Here is a 24,744-nt window from a genome sequence, read left to right as displayed (position 1 = left end):
CAGGTAAGAAACATTGACCATCAGCTTGAAAAAATGGCCCTGTCATCGCAAGAATTATCTACTACGCCCGCTCCGTCCCGGCTGCCGCCTACGCTGGCCGGCCCACCCTGCCCCGTGCGCCGGGCCATGACCCTGATTGGCAGCAAGTGGAAAGTGTTACTCCTGCAATGCCTGCGCGACGACCGCCGGCGCTACGGCGAGCTCAAGCGCATGCTACCCGACATCAGCGAGAAAATGCTCATCAACGAGCTAAAGGAGCTGGTCACCGCGGGCCTAGTCGATGAGCACTCCTATCCCGAAATCCCTCCTCGCGTGGAATACTGGCTGACCCACAACGGCCAGCAGGCTCTGCCGGTATTGGATAGCATTGTGGCTTTCGGCAAACAGTACCTGTAGCCACATTAGCAGCTTAATAAATAATTGGTTCTGTGTGACAGTACCCCATCTGCTCCTGCATCAGGCAATGCTCTGCAAAAGGACAAGCAAAGGCCCACTTCCAGGAGGAAACGGGCCTTTGCCTAATCACCAAATCACCTTCTGCCCCTGCTAATGCCCCGCACCGCCACCCACGATTCTCAGAGAGTTTCTGCTGCACAGGCTATCTGGGCCCGTTTGACTCAAAGCTGAGTGGTTTATAGGCCGCAGCTGCTACTCCACCATCAGCACCCCGTTGGCCTGCTCTGAGTCCGCTTGCACCCGCAGGTGGTAGAGGCCGGGGGCCAGGCCCGTCACATCCAGCGTGGCCGTGCCAACCTGGGCAGGCACCGTTCGCACCGTGCGACCCAAGGCATCGCACAGGTCGGCGCGGGTAGCAGCGAGCGGCAGGCTTAGATGCACTCGGCCGGTGGCAGGGTTGGGGTAGGCCGTGAGGGCAGTAAGCGCAGTGCTGGGCGCGGTGGCCAGCGGGCCGGTACCGTCGTTCAGGTAGGTATTAAGACTCAGGTTTAAGTCAGCAATAACGCAGTCGAGGTCACTATCACCGTCCATGTCGACCATCACCATCTCGCGGGGCGCCCTGTTTATCGCGGCCATACCCGTTGAATTAAAGATGCCGGCGCCGTTGTTCTGCCACACGTTCAGCCGGCCACTCTGGTCGCCTACCAGCAGGTCGGGGTCGCCGTCGTGGTCCACGTCGCCCACGCTCATGGCCAGGGGCGACACGCCAATGGGAAAAGAAGCACTGTTCTGAAAAGCACCCATACCATTGTTCAGAATAATGCCCACCGTGCCAATGCTCGTCGTGCCAGAGGCCGGATTGAGCATGGCCATGTCAAGAAAACCGTCACTATTAACATCGACCAGAGCAATGATGGAGGTGTTGTTACCCGTGCCTGTGCTCTGCGCGTAGGTAAAGGCCGCATGGCCGTCGTTGAGGTGCACGGTCACGGCACCACTGCCGGAGCAAGCCGTCGTCACATCCAGGTCGCCATCGTTGTCGACGTCTCCCAAGGCAATTGCCACCGGGTTCACACCCGTTGTGAGGGCCGGCGCGGCGGTAAATAGGCCCACCCCATTATTAAGCAGGCAGCTCACAGTGTTGCCGTTGCCACCGCCACTGGCCGCCGCCAGCACGTCGAGGTCACCATCGCCGTCGAGGTCGCCCACGGCCAGCCCGGTGGGGCCAAAATCAGTGCCCACATCCTGCACTCCGCTGAAGCTGCCCAGGCCATTGTTGAAGCGCACGCTCACGGTGCTGGGCAGGGCGTTGGCCGCCAGCAGGTCGAGGTCGCCGTCGCCGTCCACGTCGGCTAGGGCCACGCCGCGGGGGCTTTGGCCTACCGTTACATTTACTTCGGCAGCATACACGGTGTAGCGCACACTCAGCCGCACGCTCACGGTATTGGAAATGGGGTTGGCGGTCACCATGTCGGGCACAGCGTCGCCGTTGAGGTCGCCCACGGCCAGGGCCGCCGGCTGCGCACCCAGCGTTAGGCCAAAGCCCCCGCCGTAGAGGCCGCGGCCCGGGCCACCCACAGCGGCGACAAATTGCCCCACCCGGGGCGTGGCCAGTGCTCCGCCGGCACTGGCCGCGCCACTGGTCACGGTGTAGCTCACCGTTTCGCCGGGCCGGAAGTCGTAGGCCGACGGGGCAAAAGTGAGCGTGCTACCCGCCACGGCTGCCGTGCCTGCCCCGCGCAGCCCGCCCCGCTGCTGACTAAATACCTTAAGCGCCCCCGCTGAAGCGGCGGTGAGCGGCTGACTGAACGTGGCCACCAGGGAGGCATTGCGGGGCACATTTCGGGCATTGGCCGCCGGACTAATGCTGGTAATAGTAGGCGCCTGGGCCAAGGCTGACACGAAGGCTCCAGACAGTAGCAGCCCGCAGGCCGCCCCGGCCAGTCGAGAGGAGAAGTTTAACACGGGAAGGAAAAGATAGAAGAGTGATTCAGGATGCCCACAAGGCGCCATCGTAGTACAAAATTAGCGCAACTGCTGAATGACATGCAGTCGTTGATAAGGTGCGCAGATTACAGAGTTCGCGCCACAGCCCTATCCAAGCAGAAGGCCCGCCTCCTCTCGGAAACGGGCCTTTCAATTTTTACGTCGTTGGCTATCAGCCCGCCGCCAGTGCCTCGGCACCACCCACGATTTCGAGAATCTCGGTCGTGATGGCCGCCTGACGCGTCCGGTTGTAGGTCAGCTTGAGCGACTTCAGCAACTCACCGGCGTTGTCGGTGGCTTTGTCCATGGCCGTCATACGAGCGCCGTGCTCCGAAGCGTTGCTTTCTAGCACTGCCTTATAGAGCTGAATCTTGATGGACTGCGGAATCAGCGTCTGCACGATTTCTTCTTTCGAGGGCTCGAACAGGTAGTCCACGTTTGACTCCGGCGTAGCCGTGGCGGGCGCTTCTTCCTGCACCAGCGGCAACAGCTGCTGGGTCCGGATAATCTGCGTGGCCACGTTGCGGAACTCGTTGTACACCATCACCACTTCGTCGTACAGCCCGTCGCGGAAGCCTTGCATGGCTACCTCGGCAGCGGCCCGCACCGTCTCGAACGACAGTTTGGCGAAGACGTGGGTGTAATCGCCCACAGTTTGGCCACGGCGGCCGTAGTAGTCGTGCGCCTTCTTGCCAATGGCCATCACCGAGATGTTGGCCGCCGGCAGGTTGCTGTAGCGCGAAGCAATGGCTGCGTTCACGCCCTTAAACACGTTGGTGTTAAAAGCACCCGCCAAACCGCGGTCTGAAGTGATGGCAATCACCAGCACCTTGCGTACCTCGCGAGCCACACCGTAGTCGCTCACAATGTCATCGTCAGCATTGCGGGTCAGGTTGCTCAGGATGGCATTCAGGCGCTGGGCGTAGGGCCGCATCCGCACGATGTTGTCCTGGGCCCGGCGCAGCTTAGCCGCCGCCACCATCTTCATGGCTTTGGTAATCTGCTGCGTGCTGCTCACCGACTGAATGCGGTTGCGGACTTCTTTTAAGCTTGCCATTTAAACTTGATATCAGTTATTGGTTGTCGTCAGATGGCCGCCAATCATTAGCCAGAGCTAACAACTGACAACCCATAACTGACAACTTACTTGGCCGCGTAGTTCGCCGAAACGTCCTTAGCTACCTCGCGGATGGCCTTGGTGCCGGCATCCTCCAGCTTGCCGGCCTTCAGGGCCTTCAGCACGTCGGGGTAGCGCGAGTTCATCGTCTGGCCGAACTCCTTCTCAAACTCGCGTACGCGGTTTACAGGTACGTTGTCGAGGAGGCCGTTGGTGGCGGCGTAGATAATGGCCACTTGGTCCTCCACCTTCACGGGCGAGTACTGGGGCTGCTTCAGGATTTCGAGGTTGCGACGGCCGCGCTCAATGGTGAGCTTGGTCGAGGCGTCGAGGTCGGAGCCGAATTTGGCGAAGGCTTCCAGCTCGCGGAACTGGGCCTGGTCGAGTTTCAGCGTACCGGCCACTTTCTTCATCGACTTAATCTGAGCATTACCACCCACGCGCGATACCGATATACCCACGTTGATGGCCGGGCGAACACCTGAGTTGAACAGGTTGGTCTCAAGGAAAATCTGGCCGTCCGTAATCGAAATCACGTTGGTCGGGATGTACGCCGATACGTCACCAGCCTGCGTCTCAATCAAGGGCAGTGCGGTCAGCGAGCCGCCGCCTTTCACCAGGTGCTTAATGCTGTCAGGCAGGTCGTTCATGTCGCGGGCGATTTCGTCCGAGGCATTGATTTTAGCGGCACGCTCCAATAGGCGGCTGTGCAAGTAGAATACGTCGCCGGGGTAAGCCTCACGTCCGGGAGGACGACGGAGCAGCAGCGACACCTCGCGGTAAGCCACGGCCTGCTTCGACAAGTCATCATACACTACGAGAGCCGGACGGCCCGTGTCGCGGAAGTACTCGCCGATAGCAGCACCGGTGAAGGGGGCGTAGAACTGCAGAGGAGCAGGGTCCGAAGCCGAAGCCGACACCACTACCGTGTAGTCCATAGCACCGCCTTTGGTGAGGGCCTGCACTACCTGCGCCACCGTCGAGGCCTTCTGGCCCACGGCTACGTAGATGCAGAATACCGGCTGGCCGGCTTCAAAGAACTCGCGCTGGTTGATGATGGTATCGATGGCCACAGCCGACTTGCCGGTCTGGCGGTCACCGATAATCAGTTCGCGCTGACCCCGACCAATCGGAATCATGGCATCAATCGACTTGATGCCGGTTTGCATCGGCTCGGTCACCGGCTGACGGAAGATTACACCGGGAGCCTTGCGCTCTAGGGGCATCTCGTACAGCTCGCCGGCAATGGGGCCGCGGCCGTCGATGGGCTGGCCCAGCGTGTTTACCACGCGGCCCACAATGCCCTCGCCTACTTTGATAGAGGCGATTTTGTTGGTCCGTTTCACCGTAGCGCCTTCCCGGATTTCCGAGTAGTCGCCCAGCATTACCGCACCCACGTTGTCTTCTTCCAGGTTGAGCACGAGGCCTTGCAGGCCGTTCTCGAATTCAATCAGTTCGCCGGCCTGAGCTTTGCTCAAACCGTAGATGCGGGCCACGCCGTCGCCGACCTGCAACACGGTGCCGACTTCTTCCAGCTCGGCTTCCGACTTGAAATTGGACAGTTGCTGCCGCAGGATTGCGGAGACTTCATCCGGACGTACTTCTGCCATTTGTATTGGGAATTAAGTAGTAGTTAGTAGTAAGTAGCTAGTAGCAAGTAGTTGGTATCCATAGGAAAGCGTAGCGTTAGCTAACTACTTATTACCTGATACTTAATACTTAAAACCCTACAGTTTGCTTTGATATGAATTTTCTTGCAGCGAAGTGCGCATTCGGCGGAGGCTGGTGCGCACGGAATCGTCAATTTGGTTATCGCCTACCCGCAGTATGAAGCCACCGATGAGTTCGGGGTCTACTTTCTCGGTGAGCTGCACCTCGGCGTGACCGGTCTGCTGGGTCACCAGCTTGCGAATTTCGAGGCGGGCAACAGCCGTCAGAGGCGTGGCCGACGTTACTTCCGCCGACTGGATGCCTTGCATGGCGTTGTATTGTGCCAGAAACTCGGGCCCAATGCCTTCGATGGCCGCCTCACGGTTTTTCTCGGTGAGGATGGTGAAGAAGCGCAACGTCATGTCCGACACCTTGCCTTCGAAGATGGCCTTCAGGATGGCCAGCTTCTTATCGTGCTTCACAATCGGGTTCCGCAGCAGCAGACGCAGCTCGCGGCTTTCGGTCATGGTCTTGCTCAGCAGGTCCATGTCGTCTTTCACTGCGCTCAGGGTGCCCATCTCCTTGCCCAAGTCGAGGAGCGACTTGGCGTAGCGGGCCGCTACTCGTTGGTCAGCCATATTTAGTAGTAGTTAACGGTTAATGGTTAGTGATTATTTTTTTCAGCACAATGGCTAGCGTATATGCACTAACCACTGACCGTTAATCATTAACCGTTAATTCAGTTTTACGTCTTTCAGATAAGAATCGACCAGTTGCGTTTGGGCGGCAGGGTCGGTCAACTCGCGGCGCAGGATGCGCTCGGCGATATCAAGCGACAGCTTGGCGGCGGTGTTTTTAACTTCGGCGAGGGCCGCGTTTTTCTCCGTCTGGATGGCTTCGCGGGCTTGCTGAATGATGTTGTTGGCTTCGGCCGTAGCGCGGGCCTTTTCGGCTTCGCGGTGTTGGTTGGCCATTTGGGTGGCTTCCTGCATCATGCGGTCGCGCTCAAGGCGGGCTTCGGTCAGCAACTTCTCGTTGCCGGCTTTCAGCTGCTGCATTTCAATCTTGGCTTGGTCGGCCATGCGCAGGGCGCCTTCGATGCTGTCTTCGCGCTCTTTGAGGGCGAGCAGAATCGGCTTCCAGGCAAACTTCGCCAGCAGGAACAATACCAGCAGGAAGATAACCAGTTGCCAGAAAATCAGGCCGAGTTCGGGGGATAAGAAAGCTGGCATAATAAGTATTAGAATGGGAAGCTGGCTTAACAAAACCCGGCTTCAACAATTACTGGTAGTAGGAGCAGGTAAGCCCGCCGCGCCACCTGCGTATTGCAGCAGCGGGCGGCGGGCTTCCTAGCTACTTCCGGGCTCGGAGCCCGGCAAAACTTCTTAGAGTTTGGTCCAGATAAGTACGCAGACTACGACTGCGAACAGGCCCAGACCTTCAATCAGAGCGGCGGCGATAATCATAGCCGTCTGGATTTTGCCCGAAGCTTCCGGCTGACGGCCGATAGCATCCATGGCGCTGCCGCCGATACGGCCGATGCCCAGACCAACGCCCAGAGCAACCAGACCTGCACCGATACCGGCACCCATTACAGCCAGACCAGGACCGTAATTAGCTGCCATAGCAGCAACTTGCAACAACAAAGAGAGCAACATAAAAATTGGAAAAAGGGGATAAGAAAAAGTTCGTCAGTCCCGCAGCGGGGGGGGGGGGATTGCCACGGTCTGGCCGAAACAGCCAGGGTGCTAAACGCTAACTGCGCCTAGCAGTGAAATCAGTTATTAGTGGGCGTGGGTCGAGGCCGAACCGTCGTCGTAGCCCATTTGCATGTCGGCATCGTGGTGCTCCTCCACCGCGCCACCGATGTACATCGAGGTGAGCAGGGTGAAGATGAAAGCTTGTAGCAAGGCTACCAGCAGTTCGAGCACGTTGATGAATAAGCCGAAAGCTAGCGTCACGGGTGCTACGGCCCACGATTTGAAGATGAACACTAGGCTGATAAAGCTCAGCACTACGATGTGGCCTGCCGTGATGTTGGCGAACAGACGAATCATGAGCGAGAAGGGCTTGGTGAAAATACCAATCACCTCCACAATAATCATGATGGGCAACAGCGGCTTGGGTACGCCGGGCGTGGCGAAGATGTGGGCCCAGTAGTATTTGTTGCTCGAAGCCAGCGTGATAATCAGGGTCATCACAGCCAGTACCATGGTCACGGCAATGTTGCCGCTGAGGTTGGCCGCACCGGGCGTGAGGCCCAGCAAGTTGTTGAACCAGATGAAGAAGAACACCGTGAGCAGGTATGGCATATAACGCTCGTACTTAGGACCGATGTTTTTCTTGGCCACTTCGTCGCGGATGAAGATGATGATGGGTTCGAAGAACGACTGGATGCCTTTGGGGGCACGGCCGTGGTTCTTCTTGTAGCCGCTGGCTACGGCGGTAAACACAACCAGCATCAGCACGGCACTGCCGAGGAGAGCAGCAATGTTTTTGGTGATGGAAAAGTCGTAGACTTTGCTGCCATCGGTGCTCACGAGGTGCTCGTGTTCTAGTTTCAGGCCTTCGTATTCTTTAGCGGCACCTTCCGATTCACCGTTCGAAATATGCTTCGAAGAGAACACCGACAATCCTTTGCCAGGGCGGTAGGCGATGATGGGCAGGTAGGTGGTAAAATTGCCGTTATCGGTGGCTAGCCAGTGCCACTCGTGCGAATCGCCGATGTGGTGCAAAATCATTTCGCCAGGGTTGAAGCCTTCGGCCTTTTCGCCCTCGGCAGCAGGTTCGTTAGCGAAAACGGACAGGGAAACGAAACAAAGAAGAATCGAGAGTAAACGCTTCATCCAAAGTTAATTAATGACTAATTTCAGGCTAACGCATTATCATTGCGTGACTTGCTTTCCTGAAATCGGCCGCAAGTTACTCAAAGTAGCCCAGATTTCAAACCCAGCCCACGAAAAGTACAGGATGAAGAAGGCTCCGAGGAAGGTCCAAACGCCCTTCGGCTCCTTGGCAATTCCACCAGCTAATAGGACGGTGACAAGAGCCAACGAAACCAATAAACGTACCGTCATACCTATCAGGTAACCGATGCCGAGGCTGGACGGGTCGCGGGCCACGAGCCGCGCCGTGAGGCTGTAGGCAAAATAGGTGAGTGCGGCCATGACCACAAAAATGAGCCCAGTACGCGGGTGCACCACCGCCGGGCCATACGCCAGGTGCAGCCCGTAGATGGGTAGGCCCAGAGCCACGGCGAAGATGAAAAACTGGCGCAGGAATTTGGGCATTGGAAAGGTAACGTTAGTAAGAAGGACGTCATGCCGAGCGGAGCCTAAGCATCTTGCGGGGCTCATTACACCAATTGAGTTACTGCTACACGCGTAAGATGTCTCAGCGGTGCCCAACACGACGGAGCGTGACCTTTTACAAAGATTCTTTGGTAAGGCTGCGAATGACCTGGAACACGGCTATGAACACCCCGAGCAGCAACAGCCCGATGGTGAGCCACGGGCCGGTACCCATCCGGCCATCGAGCCAGTAACCGAGCCAGGCACTGCCACCGATGACGACCAGCATCTGAAAGGCCAGGCCGGAGTACTTGAGGACAGCCTGCATGCGGCCGGTACCGGCGGGCTGAGGGTCGGGTGGAATGGACATTGGGCGGGAGTGGAAAGGCGGCAGACAAAGTTACGGCGCGGGCCGGGCTGTGTTTGCCCGAGGAAAAACGTAATTTTACCCGTGCGGCTTCGTTAACGTGCGGAGTTATCGAACATTTCCGGGAGCTTTACGCGTTTTGGCCGCTCTGGCTCGTCCTTCTTTCGCTTTGATTTTGACACATACTTCGCTGAAATACCGTTGGTCGGCGCTGCTCCTGTTCTTACTAGGAGTAGGCGTGGCCAGCTGCGCGTCGGATAAAAACCTGGTTTCCCACGCGTTCAACAACGTGGCGGCCCGGGACAACGCCTACTTCCTGGCCCGCGAGAAGCTGCACGCCACCGAGGACAAGCTTTATGCGGCGCGGGTGAACGACTACAATCAGACGCTCCCGCTTTTCCCGACACTGGACAGTGCCAGCGTGAAGGCCAACCGAGCCGATCTGAACGATATTATTAAGAAGGCATCAATGCCGATTCAGCACCGGCCGGGCTCCGACTGGACGGATGACGCCTATGTGCTGGTGGGCTGGTCGCGCTTCTACCAGATGCAGTTCGACGACGCGGCTCAGACATTTAAGTATGTCAACTCGACCAGCAAGGATGCTAACGCCAAGCACGAGGCCCTGATTGGCCTGATGCGCACCTTCGTGGCGCAGGGCGAATTGGAGAGCGCCAAGGCCGTGTCGGACATGCTGGATAAGGAACAAGGCCTGCCCGAAGATGCCCGCCAGCTGTTCCTGACGCGGGCCGACTACTACATCCGAACCGATGAGCCAGCGAAGGCCATCCCACAGCTAGAGAAAGCCATTCCGCTGATTGAGTTCAAGAACGAACGGTCGCGCACCCGCTACATCCTGGCGCAGCTGTACCAGGATGCCGGCGAGAACAAGAAGGCCTACCAGCAGCTCGACCAGATTTTGGCCCGTAACCCGCCGTATGAGCTGGACTTTCAGTCCAAGCTGATGATGGCCCAGGTCTCGGAGCTGAGCCCGAAAGACCGGGAGCGGCTGAACAAGAACTTTGCTGGCTTGCTGAAAGACCTGAAAAACAAAGACTACCGCGACAAGATTTACTACGAGATGGCGCGGCTGAACTACCGCGAAAAGAATTACCCCGAGGCGCTAAAGCTGCTGCAAAAGTCCATCAAGGCCACGACAACTAACCGGACCCAGAAAAGCTATACCTATCTGCTGGCGGGGCGCATCTACTACGAGAACCTGCAGAAGTACCGCCTCGCCGCTGCCTATTACGACAGTACGGTGCAGAACCTGGCTAAGGAAGCCAAGACCTACGCCGCCATTAAAGAGCGGAGCGACATTCTCCAAGAGTTTGCTAAGCAGTACACCATCGTTGAAACGCAGGACAGCCTGCAAGCCCTGGCCCGCCTCGCGCCTGATGCGCTAACGCAACAGCTTAGCACGTATGCTGATGCGGAGATTGCAACCAAGGCCGTGGCAGCCGCAAAGCTGGCCGCCAAGCAGAAGGAACAGGAAAAGGCGGCCGAGTTTGCCGCCCGTACTACGTCCAGCAGCAGCAACCTAGGCAGCAACCTTCCCAGCGGCGCCCCCGCCCCCGACCCGATGGCCTTTGACCCCACAGCTTTGGCTTCGGGCGGGCAGTGGTATTTCGATAATCCGACCTCATTGGGTACGGCGCGGGCGGAGTTCATTCGCAAGTGGGGCGACCGGCAGTTGCAGGACAACTGGCGAACCAGTCGCCAAGCCAGCAGCTCACCCAACACCACTGCTAATGGCGGGGCACCGCTTGCGCTGACCGGCAACGACGGCACCCGCGTGAATGGCGGCCAGACCGACTCGGTGAAGACGGCCGCTGCTGCTAACCCGGATGCCGCGAGAAACGCCCTCGTAGCTCAGTACCGGAAGGACATTCCCACTACACCTGCCCAACTAGCTGCGTCCGATAAACAGGTGGAAGCAGCGCTGTATGAGTTGGGCGGCATTTATAAGGAGCAGCTGAAGGAGCGGGAGAAAGGCTTCGAGACGTACGAAAAGCAGGTGACCCGCTACGTGCGAGGCGAACACGCTCCCGACGCCTACTACCTGCTCTATATCTATTACAAAGACAAACCCGATGCCACCAAGATGGCACTGTATGCGGCGGCTTTGCAGCGTGAGTTTCCCCAGTCGATTTATGCCAAGCTCATTGCCGACCCACTGTACCGCGAGCACGAGCTGGCCCTGCACAATGCCGTAGCCAGCCGCGTCGATTCGGCTTTCACTTATTACAAGGACCAACAGTTTCGCAAAGCGACGGCGGTATTGGCCCGTACTGAGAAGCAGTATCCCAAAAGCGACCTCAACGACCGGGTGGCTTACCTGAAGACGCTGCTGGTTATCCGGACCCAGCCGCCGCTCACGGCGCGCTCTTCGGTGGAGAAGTTCTACAAAGACTACCCCGACAGCCCGCTGGTGCCGCAAGCCCAGGCACTGGCCGAAACCTATAAGAAGCAGAATACTGGCCAGATTGCCGGAGCCTTGGCTTCCACGGAAAAGCCGGTAGTCTCCGTGTTCCGGCCCGGTGAAGTTGACAACCGAATGCGCATTTTCTTCCGCGAAGATGAAAGCCCTGCCAAAGCACTGGGACCGCAGCCGGCCGCCCCGACTCCCGCCGCGCCGGAGCCGGATAAGTTGGTACCAATGAAAAGCCCTGCTACGATGCTGGCTCCCGCCAGCTCGGCTGAGATGGCTCCTGCTACTCCGGTACCAGCGGGCAAGGGTAACCCCAACACCAAAGCGCCTGTTGGCGCACCAGTTCCCACCAATACCCCCGCTCCAGCTGCTCCCGCTACTGTGCCCGTTACTCCGGCTCCGGCTCCGGCTCCTGGCGGTAGCCCAGCCCCTACCATTGGTGCCAGCACCGCTTCATCGGCTCCCACCACGGCCTATACCACGCAGTTGAGTGGTGCCCACGCGGTAGTGCTAGTGTTTCCGAAGTCTTCCCCGGCCGCTACCGGCCTGGGTCCGCAGCTGACTACTTACAACAACCGCTTCTTCAAAGCCAATAACCTGCAAATTGAAACGCCCTCCCTGGGTGCCGAGCAGGATTTGTTTGTGGTGCGGGCATTGCCAGGGGCCAAGGTAGCTCAGAGCTACGCCACCAAGCTGCGCGGCCCGCAGTCGCCGCTGGCACGCCTGCGCGGCGCCGGCTACCAGACACTTGTCATCAGCCTGGAGAACCTGACGCTGCTGCAAAGCAGCGGTGACTTGACGGGTTATCAGAGCTTTTACCAGCGCGTATACAAATAAGTGGGCGCTGGCCGCTGTTGACCATGCCATGAGATGGGTGACCAATGCGTCCAAACCGTATAAAGCCTCCGTCCACCATCGGAGGCTTTATTTTTGCCTGATTATTTCCGTTTTCTTTCCTTATGCCGACTTCCCCTCCTACTCGCCGCCCCAAGCCCCAACCTTTAAAACCGGCTCGCCCGGGGCGGTTTACGGCGTTTGTGCGCACCATGTGGGTGCTGTTTGGCTTGGGTGTGGTGGGCCTTGGACTGTTCGTGTTGGCCGTGAGCGGTAACTTCTTAAACCTGTTCGGGCGCATGCCCAACCTCAAAACCCTCGAAAACCCACGCTCCGAGCTGGCTTCCGAGATTTATTCGGCTGATGGGGTGCTACTGGGCAAATACTTCCGCGAGAACCGCACGCCCGTCGAGTTCAAGGACCTGCCCCAGAACCTGATTGATGCCCTTATTGCCACCGAGGACGTGCGCTTCGAGCAGCACTCGGGTATTGATGCCAAGAGCGTGCTGCGGGCTGTAACTGGCGTACTCACCTTTTCGCACAGCGGCGGCGGCTCCACACTCACCCAGCAGGTGGCCAAGGTGCTGTTTCGTACCCGCGCCGACCTCAACGACGGTACGCTCAATGGCACTGGCAAGCTGGGATTGCTCATCACCAAAACCAAGGAGTGGATTCTGGCCATTCGGCTGGAGCGCAACTATACCAAGCGCGAAATAATCCGGATGTACCTGAATACGGTGGAGTTTGGGTCCAACTCGTTTGGCGTTAATGTAGCAGCCAAGACCTTTTTCAACAAAGCCCCCAAAAGCCTGACCACGCCCGAAGCCGCCACCCTTGTGGGCATCGTGAACGCGCCGGGCCGCTTCAGCCCGGTGGTGCACCCGGACCGCTCGCGCCTGCGTCGCAACTGGGTGCTGCGCCAGATGGCCAAGGCCAACTACATCACCAAAGAAGAGTTGGCCCAGGATACCGCCAAAGCCATTGTGCTGCACTACTCGGTGGAGAACCCCAGTAAGGGCCTGGCCCCTTATTTCCGGGCCGAGGTGGTGAAGTCGCTGCTGGCCTGGGCCAAGGAAACCGACCACGACCTGTACGCCGACGGCCTGAAAATCTATACCACCGTCGACTCCCGCATGCAGGCTTATGCCGAGAAGTCGCTGGCCGAGCACCTGGCCCTGCAGCAAAAGTGGTTTACCGCCCACTGGAAGGGCCAGCTGCCCTGGCGCGACGAGAACGGAAAGGTTATCCCCGACTTTTTGAACAATGCCATGCGCCGTACCCAGCGCTACAAGTCGCTGATGGCGCAGTACGATGGCAACCGGGACTCCGTCAATTTCTACTTGCGCCGGAAATATAAGATGCCGGTGTTTACCTGGCAGGGCGAGAAGGAGATGCTCATGTCGCCGCTCGATTCGCTGGCCTACTACAAGCGCATGCTGCAAGCCGGCTTTATGGCCATGAACCCCCTCAACGGCCATGTTAAAGCCTGGGTGGGGGGCCCCAACTACAAGTTCTTCAAGTTTGACCACGTGCGGCAGGGCAAGCGCCAGCCCGGCTCCACGTTCAAGCCCATTGTGTACGCCGCTGCCATCGAGCGAGGCTACTCGCCCTGCTACCCGCGCCCCGATGTGGCCACTACGTTCCCTGGCGTGGCCGGCCGGCCGCCTTACACGCCCAAGAACTTTGAGGGCGGGTACTCGGGCCGCGTGTTCACGCTACGGCAGGCCCTGGCCCGGTCCATGAACTCTATCACGGCCTGGCTGGTGATGCAGATTGGCCCCGAGAAGATTGTAGAGTGTGCCCAACGCCTCGGCATCACCTCCCCCATCGATGCGGTGCCTTCCGTCGGTTTCGGGGCTTCCGATTGCAGCATTTACGAGCTGTGCGGGGCCTATTCAGCCTTCGTGAACAAGGGCGTCTGGACTTCGCCCATCATGGTCACGCGCATTGAGGACAAGAATGGCAACGTGCTGCGCGAGTTCGTGCCCCGTACCCACGAGGCCCTCAACGAGGAGCATGCCTACCTCATGACCTATATGCTACAAGCCAGCACCACCGAGCCCGGCGGCACCAGCACCATTCTGCACACGGGCTTCAAGTTTCCCTATGAAATCGGGGCCAAAACCGGCACCACGTCCAACTATTCCGATGCCTGGTTTATGGGCATCACCCCTGACCTGGTGTGCGGCATGTGGATTGGCGGGGAAGACCGCAGCATCCACTTCCGCACCGGTGCTTATGGCCAGGGCGCCCGCCTCGCATTGCCGCTCTACGGCCTCTTCATGCAAAAAGTGTACAAGGACAAGAGCATTGGCATCAGCACCGCGCCCTTCCCCAAACCTACCGCTCCGCTCAGCATGGAAATCGACTGCTCGAAGTATTACGGCGGTCAGCGCGACACCATCCCCTACGACCAGAAGATGAACGCACCCGACGCGTCTGAGCTGGACGACAAGGACATCTAGGCTAACTCATCGGGTCGGCTTCCTCAACTCATCGGGTCGAGTTGGGTAAGTCGACCCGGCGAGTTGCGCAAATTCCCGGCGGCATGATGCGTCAACCACAAAACCCTTGAAAATTTTGATATGGCTGGCGACTTTCGTCAGCCATATTTCGTTAAAAATAATCCCCCGCTAAATCTGCGATTCATGGCTGCCAAACCCGAGCTTCAAGCCCAAATAAATGCCCTGCCCCACAAGCCCGGCATCTACAAGTATTTCGATGACGAAGGCATCATCTACGTGGGCAAAGCCATCGACCTGCGCAAGCGCGTGAGCAGCTATTTCACCAAGCAGGACCACAACAAGAAGACCCAGCAACTGGTCCGTAACATCAAGCGCCTGGAATTTACCATCGTAGACAGCGAGTCTGATGCCTTTCTGCTTGAAAACAACCTCATCAAGCAGCACCAGCCCAAGTACAACATCCTGCTGAAGGACGGCAAAACCTACCCCTACATCTGCCTCACCAACGAGCGTTTCCCGCGCCTCATTCCCACCCGCAACAAGATTAACGACGGCTCACGTTACTACGGCCCTTACGCCAACGGCACAGCCCTGAACGTACTTCTGGAGCTCATCCGGGCCCTCTACCCGCTCCGTACCTGCAACTACAACCTCACGGTGCAGAACGTAGAAGCCGGCAAGTTCAAACCCTGCTTAGAGCTGCAAATCGGTAACTGCAACGCCCCCTGTGTAGCGAAGGAAGACGAGGCCACCTACAACACCTACATTCAGCAAATCCGCCAGATTCTCAATGGCGACCTGCGCATTCCCAAGCAGTATTTCCGTGAGAAGATGGCTGCTGCCGCTCAGGAAATGCAGTACGAGCTGGCCCACCAGTTCAAAGTGAAGCTCGATAAGCTGGAAGACTTCCAGGCCAAGTCCACCATCGTCAATGCTTCCCTCACCAACATCGATGTCTTTGCCATCGCCAGCAACGAGAAGTCGGGCTTTATCACCTATCTCAAGGTGATGAACGGCAGCATTATCCTAACCCAAAGCATCGAAGTCACCAAGAAGCTCGACGAAGAAGATGCCGAAATCCTGGCCCCACTCATCATGCAGATGCGCCAGGAGTTCGAAAGCGAATCGCGCGAAATCCTCACCAACGTGCCTGTCGACCTCCCGTTGCCCGGCGTCACTCTCACCGTTCCTCAAATTGGTGACAAGCGCAAACTCCTCGAACTAGCCCTCAAAAACGTGCTCTACGCCCGCAAGGAGAAGGAGAGCATGAACGAGCGTAGCAAGGACCTCAACGAGGTGCGCATCATGGAAACCATTAAGAAAGACCTGCGCCTCACCGAGCTGCCCAAGCACATCGAATGCTTCGACAACTCCAACTTCCAGGGCGATAACCCGGTATCGGCTATGGTCTGCTTCCGCAACGCCAAGCCCAGCAAGAAGGATTACCGCCACTACCACGTCAAAACCGTCATCGGCCCCAACGACTTCGACACCATGTACGAAGTCGTCACCCGCCGCTACCGTCGCCTCGTCGATGAAGGTGCCAGCCTCCCCCAGCTCGTTATCATCGACGGCGGCAAAGGCCAACTCAGCATGGCCGTCAAAGCCCTGAAAGACCTCAACCTGTGGGGCCAGATTCCAGTCATCGGCATCGCCAAGCGCCTCGAAGAAATCTACGTCCCCAACGACCCCCTCCCGCTCTACATCGACAAAAAGAGCGAATCCCTGCGCCTTTTCCAGCGCATGCGCGACGAAGTCCACCGGTTCGGCATCACCTTCCACCGCTCGCGCCGCGACGCCGCTACCCTCAAAACTGAGCTAACTGACGTCAAAGGTCTTGGTCCCATCACTGCCGAGAAACTCCTCAACAAGTTCAAGTCCGTTAAGAAAATCCGCGAGCTCACCGAAGCCGACCTAATCGCCGAAGTAGGCAAAGCCAAAGCCAAAGTCCTCCAAATCTACTTTGCCGAAAACGAGGCTCCCTCCCTTCCCATGCCTGCCCGCCAGCTTCCTACCTAGCCAATTATTCTATTAAGCTGATAAAAAGAAAAGCCCTCGCATCACTACGAGGGCTTTTCTTTTTATCAAACCGATGAGGCTAGAAGCTCCACAGGTTGTATTCGTATTCCACTAGGTCAGCGGCAGTCTGCTGAGCTGCCAGAATGCCTTGCTGGGCACCACCGTAGATGTCATCCAGACGGCTATCGCCAGCGTTCGAAACTTTGGTGATGTAAGAGTTGAACAACCACAACTCAAAAGCATCAGCGAGGTTCTTGTGCTGCGCATCATTCTCCGCATTGAACCAGATGGCGTTTTGCGGATTGCTGCGGAAAACCTTCACCAAGTCGCTATACTTGAAGTAGCCAATCGGCTTCTCAATGCCCGAGGTGTTAGATGAAAGCGTTGAAGGAACGAACAATCCAATCGACTTAATGTCGTGATACATTCTCGACCGCTTCTTGTCGAAAATCATATCCTCTTTAATCTCCATCTCATACAAGTCCTTGAAACGATACAAGTTTACGGGTGGAGGGGGGGGAGGAGGAGGCGTTACCGCTACGGTTTCGTAAATGATTTGGCCTCTTCTATCCCGCATGGGCCGGCCGTTAGTACCCAGCCGGGGCTGACGTACTGTTCTAGCGCCAGCCGCACCAGCCGCACCATTTCTGGGCCGTGGATTATTCCAGTCACCTGTATCATCCGTCAAGCCAGCAGCAGCTTCATCTGCACTCAAGCCAGCCTTTTCTTCAGCAATCGACATGTTGCCGCTTACTTCGGTGGGAGTATAAGTGGAGGTCAGCGAATCGTTTTTGTAGGCTTGCAACTCTCCGCGCTTCACCGCTTCGAGAATAACCCGACTAATTTCTTTGCCTTCCGAGAACATCGGCTTATTCTGCTTCTCGCGCAGGTCAACTTGACGCCAGATGCTCTTGCGGAACATTTGGTCGGAAGGTGGTATGGGCCGATGCGAGCCCGTGCTGCTCGCCGTGGTAGCCTGCTCCTGGGCCGACACCGTCAGGGACAGTGACAATCCAGCGGCAATAGCGGCCAAAGTGTGAATGGATTTCATAACGGGCAAAAGCAAATTGATTGTAGGATAGTTCGCTAACGAGACTAAAGAGAAAATATTATAGCAGCGGAATATTAAACTGCTTCGACACGCTTACCGGCTCGATTTCGTTGCGGAAGTTCATACGCTGAACGTCTTTCACTTCAATGTATAGGCGGTCGCCTTCACGATAGGAGTTCACTACATCGCTCAAGTCAGCAGTCGGACCGCTAATTGTTTTCGTGGGCATAGCAGGGCGACGGCCACGAACCAAGGTGACTTCATAACGAGCCACGCGAAAACGAGCATCCTCGGGCAGGAAGGTAGCGAAACCAGCATCCGGTACAGCCTTCAGGTTCATCGAGCGCACAGCGGTACCAGGAGTACCCTGCTTCTCGTTAGCCTGACGGCCACCTACGTAGCATTCGATAGTAGGCTTAGGAATCGGACGTACTTGGAACGTTTGCGAACCGATAGCATTGCCGCCGCTGCTCACGTTCAGAGTTACTTCCTTGGCATTAGGCACGAGGGTCACGTCGCCCACTTTGCTGCCAGGAATAGCTGCTGCACCCGAAGCCGAGAAACCAGGCTTGTACTGTGCCCCAAGAGCAGGCACTGAAACATTCAGTTTGTTGCCGCACTTGAAATAAAGGGCCTGAACCGACGCCGACTGAATCTGCATTACTGGTTTAGTGATGGTATAAGGCACCATTACTTTAAAGGTGGTATCACGACCATTCTGGTTGAAACGAATCGTACCAGTCCAGGAAGCCTTTGCAGTACCTTCAGCATTGAATGCACCAGGCCGAGCAGTGAACTCAACTTTGCCGTGACCATCAGGACCAACTGCCAGTGAACCACCGTTCAGCGTCATCGTAGGATGGATGCTTGAGGCAGCAGCCGTCAGGAACAATTCAGCCTTGTATTTGGTACCAGCAGCTACCGTATTCGACTCAGCGCTAGCGAAAGCACCAATTTTGTCAAAAACAATCGTTTTGGCACCTACTTTTTGAGCTTGAGCTGACAGTGCTTCTGCTTCATACTTCAACACTTCGGTTTCCTTTTGCGAGATAGTTGCCAAAGCAGCTACTACAGGGGTGTTCTCGAAGTTGATTTCAGCAAAGTTTTTGTTCTTCTGTGCCTTCTCAGTTACGCGGCTATCTTCTTTACCATCAAGTGCCAAAGGTGTAGCAGATGGAACGAATTTTTTGATAAATTCCGAATATTCATTCAGTTTTGGCTTCAACTCCTTATAAGCAAGACCGTCATTCTTGCCGCCCAGCATGGTTATAGCTACTTTGTCCTCACCACTCAGGTTGGTCATTTCGGGACCAGTATTCTCAGTGGCTTTCAACAATTTCTCGCGCAGACCACGCAAGTAAGCCGTCATCTCCTTGGTCTTGGTCCGAATTTCTTCGCTTTCTGCCAAGACTGCTTTATCACGGGCCTGATTCTGGTTTTTCGTCACGGCTTCGCTGATACCCTTGATGGTGTTATCAGCTGCCACTGACGTTTTATCGTTGACGCCCAAAAGGCTGTCGTCGATAAACTTGAACTTCAGCAGAATTGCTGAGTTCACTTGGAGCGCCAGAAGAGCGGTTAGCACGAGATACATCATGCCAATCATCTTCTGCCGCGGGGATTCTTTTCCGCCTGCCATTATCTGTTTCCGCTAAAAATTGGAATAAGAACTAATTTTTTGCTTCTTCTGCCAGCAATTAAGCCTGGGCAGGAGCACGCATGGCATTCAGCATGTTGCCATACACCCGGTTCAGCGAGGTCAGGTTGCCGGTCAGGTCAGATACTTGCTTCTGGAACTGCTCGGTGTCTTTGCCAGCCTGGGTCATGTTGTCCATGGCTTTGCTGAGGGTACCATAGAACTGGTTCATGGATTTGAGGTGCGTGTTGGCATCCTGCAATTCCATTTCATACACAGCATTCAAAGCGCCAAGGTTTTTGGTCACGTTCTGAACCTGCATGTGGTACTCCTTAGCATCAGAGGTAGCATTCGACATTGCCGAAATAGCATCTACCGTGTTCGAGTAAGCCACGTTGATTTTTTCGAGTGAATCGGCAGCCGAGCGAACTTTTTTGGTATATTCGTCGGTCACATTCGTTGCCTCGCCCAATTGCGACAGCTGTGAAGTAGTAGTGCTGAGACGGTTTAGGCCTTGGCCCAGGCTAGTGAGGGCTTCAGGAGTAACATTGGCATTTTTCAGCATATCGTCCAGCTTCATTGTGAGGCCTTTTGCATTGCTGGCTTCTACAGCTTTAGTACCACCTGTCGAGGGGTCATAGCCATCATTCAGTTCAGGATATACCAAGCTCCAATCGGGCTCGTGAGCGGCGGGTTGGAATGCGCTAAGGAAAAAGATAACGGCTTCCGTACCCAGGCCTACAATCAGCATCGTATCGGCACCTTTCCAGTGTTCGATTTTAAACAATGCACCAACAATTACAACGGCTGCACCGATACCGTAGATTTTGGGCATCAGCGTATCATAGAGAAAACTTTTTTGGGCTGCCATGGGAGTCTAACTAATTGAGAAATGTTGAAGTAAGGTGAGGGGAGGGTGTTTGAGTAATGGCCTTAGCCTTTTATAATAGTTAGGTATTAGTTAAGCGCGCTGTTAGTACCCATGCCAATCTGAATCATCGAGCAGCGGAAGCCAATGTAGGAGCGGGCAGAATCTTGGTATTCGAAATTCCGAGTACCAGTTTCGAGGAAATACGCAATGTCTTTCCACGAGCCGCCACGGACTACTTTGCGAGGTTCGTTGTCATCCGGGTTGGTAGGGTTCAAGTCCCAAACAACGGGCACCGAAGCTTCCATGTAAGCATCATCGCACCACTCCGAAACGTTACCAGCCATGTCATACAAACCAAAGTCATTGGGGAAGAATGAACCAACTTCCGATGTATAAGCGAAGCCATCGGAAGCGTAATCGCCACGTCCAGGCTTAAAGTTAGCCAGCATGCAGCCTTTGGTATTGCGCAGATAAGGACCACCCCAGGGATAAGTAGCCAAATCGCGGCCACCGCGAGCAGCGTACTCCCATTCAGCCTCAGAAGGCAGTCGGAAGTTCGGGTCGCTAGCTAAGCCTGTTTCTTCGCGGGCAGCATTCCGGAACTTGGTACGCCAGTTGCAGAAATATTTAGCGGCAAACCAGTCAACCCCCACTACCGGATAATCATCGAATGCAGGGTGCGTATAGTAGTACTCCAGCAATGGGTCGCCCATGTGATAAGTGAAGTCGCGAACCCATACCGTGGTATCGGGGTAGAGTTCAGTCATCACATATTCTTCACCTAGTACATCAAGCGAGTCCTGCTTAATGGCATCGACAAACTGACGGTATTCGTTGTTAGTAATTTCGGTTTCATCCATGTAGAAGCCGGCTATGGTCACCTGCTTGTTCATGTTAACCATCGAAGCCGATATATCTTGGTCGGTCTGGCCCATGTGGAAGGTACCGCCGGGGCAGGGTACCATTCCAAAGGGAACTTCCTGTGGGTTAAAGAACGGACGGTCTTCGGAACCTACAAGGTCGCCCGTAGGACCTTTACCAAAACCGCACCCGCCTAATAATGCCCCGGAAATAGCAAAAAGGGATAATGCTAAAATCTTGTTCATGAGAGTTAGAAATCTGTTTTAATTGTCGATACCGCTAAAGTACAGTTGGATGGTATGGCAAATCTACACTCTTTTCGGGCAAGGTGCAATACCTACATTCCGATTTAAGAGACCAAATTGTTGGTAAACGCGTTGAATAGCGTAAATAAGCCGGTTAATCCGATTTATTGGCCAAAGGGCCGACTAAATTTTATCCTAACTCAATAGGACAATGCTCATCTTTAGTGCAAGACAAGAAAATAGGAGTATTAGAAGCTGTAGCGGGGCGTGCGGATAGCAGGGCGAGTAGTTGGGCCTGGCTTCGGCAAACGGTAGGTGAGCATAATTTCGTGCGAGCTGAATGCACGGGCATCCTGATTGAAAGCAATGAAGTCAAATGCGTAGCCTACACGGATAGCATTGTCTTTGGCAAAGCTCAAGCCCAGCAGACCCGACACAGACTCTTCGTGGCGATAGTTAGCACCAATCCAGTATTTGTCATCGATAGTGGCACGAACGCCACCTTCAAAAGAGTAGTTCTTTGCGTTATCAAATTTGCTAGAGCTAGAGAACTTGCCTGGTAATACGGCTTTAGCCAGTACCATTGGAGTCACGATAACGGAAGACGAGGCTTCGATATTGTATCCGGCAGTGAAGTAGGCGTGGTTCTCAGCAAGGTATGGGCTTTTGTTGCCTTTGGTGCTGCCGTCGGCACTCTTGAAAGAGTACTCTGAGCGGAGCAGATTATTCATGCTGATGCCAGCGTAGAACTTTGGCGATTCGTACCAGATACCAGCACCAGCGTCGAACTTGTTGTCGGAAGCATCTTTAGGCACGTTGATGTCTTCCGGGTCAATAGCGATGTAAGTGCCTTTGCTCAGGTACGTGTAGATGCCTTGAATGCCAATGCCCAGTTTACCCGAACCCAGCTTGATGTGCTGCGAGTAGGACAGCGCAGCATTGGTCATTTTGGCCTGACCAACTTGGTCGTAGTACACTGCCAAACCTACACCACCGCTGAGCGCAGGAACAGGCAATGAAACGGTAACGAGGCCCGTGCGGGGGGAACCGTTGTTGCCGTCAAAAGTACCGTTGTAATTGAGGTACTGATAGCGACCAATTAGGCTTACTTCACCTTGACCCTTGATGCCCGCATAAGCTGGGTTTAGAGACATGCCGTTGAGGCCGTAGTGGGTGAATTGGGGCTGTTGCTGAGCAAGCGCCGAGCCAGCTGCTGCCGTTAGCAGCAGGGTCGCGAGTAACGTTCCTTTCATAGAAGCGGGGGTGGTGATGGTGGAAGAAGAGGGAGGTGTCTTGAAAGAGATGGGGGTGGCTGCTACAGGATGAATAGCTTCCAAATGTAAGGCAAAAACCTGCTTTAAAAAACTTGGCCAAAAAAAACCGGCGCAAAGCAAGGTTGCGCCGGTTATGTGCTCCGTAATGGGCTAAACGTTTGGTCGGGTATTTTTAGTACTTGCCTTACCTACATCTGGTTGGGCATGTTGCCGGATGTAAGCCTCGATTGCTCCGGTCATGGATGGAGCATTAGGTTGAGGTGCTTCAATGTCTAAAATGAGCCCGGCATCAGTGACTGCTTTAGCAGTGGTAGGACCAAAAGCCGCAATACGGGTTCCTCCCTGCACAAAATCAGGAAAATTTATAAACAGAGAACTGATGCCAGATGGACTGAAGAAGGCGAGGCAGTCGTATTTCACATCCGACAAATCGGACAAATCGCTGGCTACGGTACGATAGATAACGGCCTCCGAAAACTTGAGATTATTGGCCCGCATAAACACCGGCAAATCGTCTTTGCGGATATCCGAACAGGGGTACAAAAAATTCTCACCTTTATGCTTTTTGATGATATCAAAAAGGTCAGCAGCGGTACGTTCGCCCACGAATAGCTTACGCTTGCGGAGCACAATGTACTTCTGAAGGTAGTTAGCGGTCTGTTCCGAAATGCAGAAATACTTCATTTCGGCTGGCATTTCCAGCTTAGCCTCTTGACAGATGCGAAAAAAATGGTCGACGGCGTTACGGCTGGTAAAAATAACCGCCGTATAGTCCAATATATTTATTTTTTCGCGCCGAAAATCCTTATAGGATACTGGCTGCACTTCAATAAACTCCCGGAAATCTACCTTAATGCCGTATTTCTCGGCAATGGTAAAGTAAGGGGAAACGTCGGTGGTGGGCTTGGGCTGGGTAACCAGGATGCTACTGATGCGCGTGGCGTGCCGGCCTGTGCCCGGCTTTTCTGCACTATCGGCCATACAGGGAAGAAAGGGTAATGCTTAGAACGATATGAAGAAGGAAATGAACTAAGGCGAACAGCCCCAGGAGGCCAATCAGTACGTGAAGACGATAAGCTTAAGCAAAACCAATAAAGGCAGTACTTCGGTAGCACAAAGGTAGGCAAATAAATGCAAATTCAGCAGCGAGGCATGATGATGCAACGTACGCCCTACCCGCAATACTGACCCAACCAGAACGATGCCTATTGCTGCACTAGCGGCCCAAGCCACTGATTGTGGAAAGGCATTGTTGAGGCTTAAGTAGAGAAGCAACACTAATGGCAGAAACAGGCCCGCCAGCAATGTGGTGCGCAGAAACTCACGGTACTGAATATCGACTAGCGGCAGCAGGTCGAAGATGTAGGCCATGATGCCAACAAACAGGTATTTGCCAAAAACAAAGGCAGTAATAATACCGGTGTAAAGCAGCACGCGCGCAACAATGGCGGTTTCGGGCACATTGAAGAACCGGCGTAGGAACGGCAGGTTTTGCAGGTCGGTATGGATAGCAGTGAGGAGGAGTGCAAAGGACAGCGCGAAGAGCAATACCAGCAATAGGTTGAGCAACGAAAAAGCTGGCTTGGACAAAAAAGCCTGCTGGTCGCTGCCGCGCCCAAATAGCTCGTCAAGCTGGAATATGCGGGCTAGGCCGGGCTGGTAAGTGGTGCGTACGGCTCCATAGGACAGGCCCAGCACCAAGAGCAAACTCAGGTATACGCTTTGGCCTTGCGGACCAGGCAAGCGCGGCTGAGCTTGGCCAACAAGCGAAGCCGTGCTGGGGCTGGTGCTACTGCCTTGGCGCACACCAGAGAACGAAGCAAGCGCCGGAATACCATCGGGCTGCCAGACAGCTAATAGGTGGCGGCCGGCTGGCAGCCGGGCTGGCAACAAATGCGCTAAGTCGAGCGAGTAGGTAGTAGCGGAGCGCGCCGTGAAAATCAGCTGATTATCAAGAAACAAGCTGAGGCCGCGCTGAGCGGCGAATGACAAAGGGAACGACTGGCTGCGGCTGACTTGTACCCACTGGTAGTAGGCGTGAGCAGGCTGGTGGTAGCCGGGCAAAAAGAAAATCAGGCGGTTACGGGCGGCATCGTGAATCAGCCAGTCGGCCGACAAAGATGCTGGGGCAGCGGGTGGCAACTGGCGGTACTCGCTGGCGAAAGTGGCTATACTGCTGGCCAGCGCTAGCCCCAAGACCATGGTGACCCGCCATGTGAGGTAGAGCCAAAACTTCCGGGCAATCATGACG

The 24,744-nt window shown here is 55.5% G+C and carries 20 protein-coding genes; 4 read left to right on the top strand and 16 right to left on the bottom strand.

All coding sequences use genetic code 11. The annotated features are described in order from the left end of the window. Positions 1–33: 33 nt before the first annotated feature. A complete protein-coding gene (locus J4E00_RS06195; protein WP_208174245.1) occupies positions 34–396 on the top strand; it encodes a winged helix-turn-helix transcriptional regulator in 363 nt (120 codons plus the stop codon). Between the two features lie 252 nt (positions 397–648). Here the strand turns inward: J4E00_RS06195 and J4E00_RS06190 are convergent, their stop codons facing one another. The 9 genes from J4E00_RS06190 to J4E00_RS06150 all read right to left on the bottom strand — a co-directional run bounded on the left by J4E00_RS06190 (position 649) and on the right by J4E00_RS06150 (position 8,809). Next, entirely contained in the window at positions 649–2,361 is a 1,713-nt protein-coding gene (locus tag J4E00_RS06190; protein ID WP_208174244.1) for an FG-GAP-like repeat-containing protein, read from the bottom strand. A gap of 193 nt (positions 2,362–2,554) precedes the next feature. Continuing rightward, positions 2,555–3,439 (bottom strand): ATP synthase F1 subunit gamma, encoded by an 885-nt coding sequence (gene atpG / locus J4E00_RS06185; protein WP_208174243.1) that lies wholly within the window; start codon positions 3,437–3,439, stop codon positions 2,555–2,557. Positions 3,440–3,525: 86 nt separating this feature from the next. After that, positions 3,526–5,109, bottom strand: a complete 1,584-nt coding sequence (gene atpA / locus J4E00_RS06180) for a F0F1 ATP synthase subunit alpha (RefSeq protein WP_208174242.1) — start codon at positions 5,107–5,109, stop codon at positions 3,526–3,528. 117 nt (positions 5,110–5,226) lie between these two features. Then, on the bottom strand, positions 5,227–5,787 hold the full coding sequence (gene atpH / locus J4E00_RS06175; RefSeq protein WP_208174241.1) for an ATP synthase F1 subunit delta: 561 nt from the start codon (positions 5,785–5,787) through the stop codon (positions 5,227–5,229). Between the two features lie 96 nt (positions 5,788–5,883). Then, positions 5,884–6,381 carry a F0F1 ATP synthase subunit B gene (locus J4E00_RS06170; protein WP_208174240.1) on the bottom strand — a complete coding sequence of 166 codons (498 nt, stop codon included), beginning with the start codon at positions 6,379–6,381 and terminating at the stop codon, positions 5,884–5,886. Between the two features lie 153 nt (positions 6,382–6,534). After that, the gene (gene atpE, locus J4E00_RS06165) at positions 6,535–6,807 is read right to left on the bottom strand and encodes an ATP synthase F0 subunit C (RefSeq protein WP_208174239.1); all 273 of its coding nucleotides are present in this window, start codon (positions 6,805–6,807) and stop codon (positions 6,535–6,537) included. Positions 6,808–6,933: 126 nt separating this feature from the next. Next, positions 6,934–7,995: a F0F1 ATP synthase subunit A gene (atpB, locus tag J4E00_RS06160; protein ID WP_208174238.1), complete on the bottom strand. Its 1,062-nt coding sequence runs from the start codon at positions 7,993–7,995 to the stop codon at positions 6,934–6,936. Between the two features lie 39 nt (positions 7,996–8,034). Continuing rightward, positions 8,035–8,439: a hypothetical protein gene (locus J4E00_RS06155; RefSeq protein ID WP_208174237.1), complete on the bottom strand. Its 405-nt coding sequence runs from the start codon at positions 8,437–8,439 to the stop codon at positions 8,035–8,037. Positions 8,440–8,575: 136 nt separating this feature from the next. Next, entirely contained in the window at positions 8,576–8,809 is a 234-nt protein-coding gene (locus J4E00_RS06150; RefSeq protein WP_208174236.1) for an AtpZ/AtpI family protein, read from the bottom strand. A gap of 172 nt (positions 8,810–8,981) precedes the next feature. Here J4E00_RS06150 and J4E00_RS29795 point away from each other — a divergent pair, with 172 nt between their 5' ends. From J4E00_RS29795 to uvrC, 3 genes are all read left to right on the top strand, one after another. Beyond that, the gene (locus J4E00_RS29795) at positions 8,982–12,074 is read left to right on the top strand and encodes a hypothetical protein (protein WP_208174235.1); all 3,093 of its coding nucleotides are present in this window, start codon (positions 8,982–8,984) and stop codon (positions 12,072–12,074) included. A gap of 122 nt (positions 12,075–12,196) precedes the next feature. Next, positions 12,197–14,536 (top strand): penicillin-binding protein 1A, encoded by a 2,340-nt coding sequence (locus tag J4E00_RS06140; RefSeq protein ID WP_317196596.1) that lies wholly within the window; start codon positions 12,197–12,199, stop codon positions 14,534–14,536. Positions 14,537–14,719: 183 nt separating this feature from the next. Beyond that, positions 14,720–16,555 carry an excinuclease ABC subunit UvrC gene (uvrC, locus tag J4E00_RS06135; RefSeq protein ID WP_208174234.1) on the top strand — a complete coding sequence of 612 codons (1,836 nt, stop codon included), beginning with the start codon at positions 14,720–14,722 and terminating at the stop codon, positions 16,553–16,555. Positions 16,556–16,634: 79 nt separating this feature from the next. Here the strand turns inward: uvrC and gldN are convergent, their stop codons facing one another. The 7 genes from gldN to J4E00_RS06100 form a co-directional block, all read right to left on the bottom strand. After that, positions 16,635–17,606 (bottom strand): gliding motility protein GldN, encoded by a 972-nt coding sequence (gldN, locus tag J4E00_RS29440; RefSeq protein ID WP_236049526.1) that lies wholly within the window; start codon positions 17,604–17,606, stop codon positions 16,635–16,637. Between the two features lie 58 nt (positions 17,607–17,664). Continuing rightward, entirely contained in the window at positions 17,665–19,245 is a 1,581-nt protein-coding gene (gene gldM / locus J4E00_RS06125) for a gliding motility protein GldM (protein ID WP_208174233.1), read from the bottom strand. A gap of 58 nt (positions 19,246–19,303) precedes the next feature. Beyond that, positions 19,304–20,113 carry a gliding motility protein GldL gene (gene gldL / locus J4E00_RS06120; protein WP_208174232.1) on the bottom strand — a complete coding sequence of 270 codons (810 nt, stop codon included), beginning with the start codon at positions 20,111–20,113 and terminating at the stop codon, positions 19,304–19,306. 86 nt (positions 20,114–20,199) lie between these two features. Then, entirely contained in the window at positions 20,200–21,219 is a 1,020-nt protein-coding gene (locus J4E00_RS06115; RefSeq protein ID WP_208174231.1) for an SUMF1/EgtB/PvdO family nonheme iron enzyme, read from the bottom strand. Positions 21,220–21,467: 248 nt separating this feature from the next. Further along, positions 21,468–22,613: a PorP/SprF family type IX secretion system membrane protein gene (locus tag J4E00_RS06110; protein ID WP_236049525.1), complete on the bottom strand. Its 1,146-nt coding sequence runs from the start codon at positions 22,611–22,613 to the stop codon at positions 21,468–21,470. Between the two features lie 30 nt (positions 22,614–22,643). Beyond that, positions 22,644–23,474: a uroporphyrinogen-III synthase gene (locus J4E00_RS06105; protein ID WP_208174230.1), complete on the bottom strand. Its 831-nt coding sequence runs from the start codon at positions 23,472–23,474 to the stop codon at positions 22,644–22,646. Between the two features lie 75 nt (positions 23,475–23,549). Further along, on the bottom strand, positions 23,550–24,740 hold the full coding sequence (locus tag J4E00_RS06100) for a DUF4271 domain-containing protein (protein WP_208174229.1): 1,191 nt from the start codon (positions 24,738–24,740) through the stop codon (positions 23,550–23,552). Between the last annotated feature and the right edge of the window lie 4 nt (positions 24,741–24,744).

The sequence above is a fragment of the Hymenobacter negativus genome, from assembly GCF_017571495.1.
GTDB classification, from domain to species: Bacteria; Bacteroidota; Bacteroidia; order Cytophagales; family Hymenobacteraceae; genus Hymenobacter; species Hymenobacter negativus.
Note: the sequence above shows the minus strand (reverse complement) of the source record. Positions and strands in the feature narration are given on the sequence as shown.

What these genes read in the sequence shown, in the direction of transcription:
- J4E00_RS06195 (WP_208174245.1), top strand. Translation starts at nt 34, where the DNA reads ATGGCCCTGTCATCGCAAGAATTATCTACTACGCCCGCTCCGTCCCGG.
- atpG (WP_208174243.1), bottom strand. Translation starts at nt 3,439, where the DNA reads ATGGCAAGCTTAAAAGAAGTCCGCAACCGCATTCAGTCGGTGAGCAGC.
- atpA (WP_208174242.1), bottom strand. Translation starts at nt 5,109, where the DNA reads ATGGCAGAAGTACGTCCGGATGAAGTCTCCGCAATCCTGCGGCAGCAA.
- atpH (WP_208174241.1), bottom strand. Translation starts at nt 5,787, where the DNA reads ATGGCTGACCAACGAGTAGCGGCCCGCTACGCCAAGTCGCTCCTCGAC.
- J4E00_RS06170 (WP_208174240.1), bottom strand. Translation starts at nt 6,381, where the DNA reads ATGCCAGCTTTCTTATCCCCCGAACTCGGCCTGATTTTCTGGCAACTG.
- atpE (WP_208174239.1), bottom strand. Translation starts at nt 6,807, where the DNA reads ATGTTGCTCTCTTTGTTGTTGCAAGTTGCTGCTATGGCAGCTAATTAC.
- atpB (WP_208174238.1), bottom strand. Translation starts at nt 7,995, where the DNA reads ATGAAGCGTTTACTCTCGATTCTTCTTTGTTTCGTTTCCCTGTCCGTT.
- J4E00_RS06155 (WP_208174237.1), bottom strand. Translation starts at nt 8,439, where the DNA reads ATGCCCAAATTCCTGCGCCAGTTTTTCATCTTCGCCGTGGCTCTGGGC.
- J4E00_RS06150 (WP_208174236.1), bottom strand. Translation starts at nt 8,809, where the DNA reads ATGTCCATTCCACCCGACCCTCAGCCCGCCGGTACCGGCCGCATGCAG.
- J4E00_RS06140 (WP_317196596.1), top strand. Translation starts at nt 12,197, where the DNA reads ATGCCGACTTCCCCTCCTACTCGCCGCCCCAAGCCCCAACCTTTAAAA.
- uvrC (WP_208174234.1), top strand. Translation starts at nt 14,720, where the DNA reads ATGGCTGCCAAACCCGAGCTTCAAGCCCAAATAAATGCCCTGCCCCAC.
- gldN (WP_236049526.1), bottom strand. Translation starts at nt 17,606, where the DNA reads ATGAAATCCATTCACACTTTGGCCGCTATTGCCGCTGGATTGTCACTG.
- gldM (WP_208174233.1), bottom strand. Translation starts at nt 19,245, where the DNA reads ATGGCAGGCGGAAAAGAATCCCCGCGGCAGAAGATGATTGGCATGATG.
- gldL (WP_208174232.1), bottom strand. Translation starts at nt 20,113, where the DNA reads ATGGCAGCCCAAAAAAGTTTTCTCTATGATACGCTGATGCCCAAAATC.
- J4E00_RS06115 (WP_208174231.1), bottom strand. Translation starts at nt 21,219, where the DNA reads ATGAACAAGATTTTAGCATTATCCCTTTTTGCTATTTCCGGGGCATTA.
- J4E00_RS06105 (WP_208174230.1), bottom strand. Translation starts at nt 23,474, where the DNA reads ATGGCCGATAGTGCAGAAAAGCCGGGCACAGGCCGGCACGCCACGCGC.
- J4E00_RS06100 (WP_208174229.1), bottom strand. Translation starts at nt 24,740, where the DNA reads ATGATTGCCCGGAAGTTTTGGCTCTACCTCACATGGCGGGTCACCATG.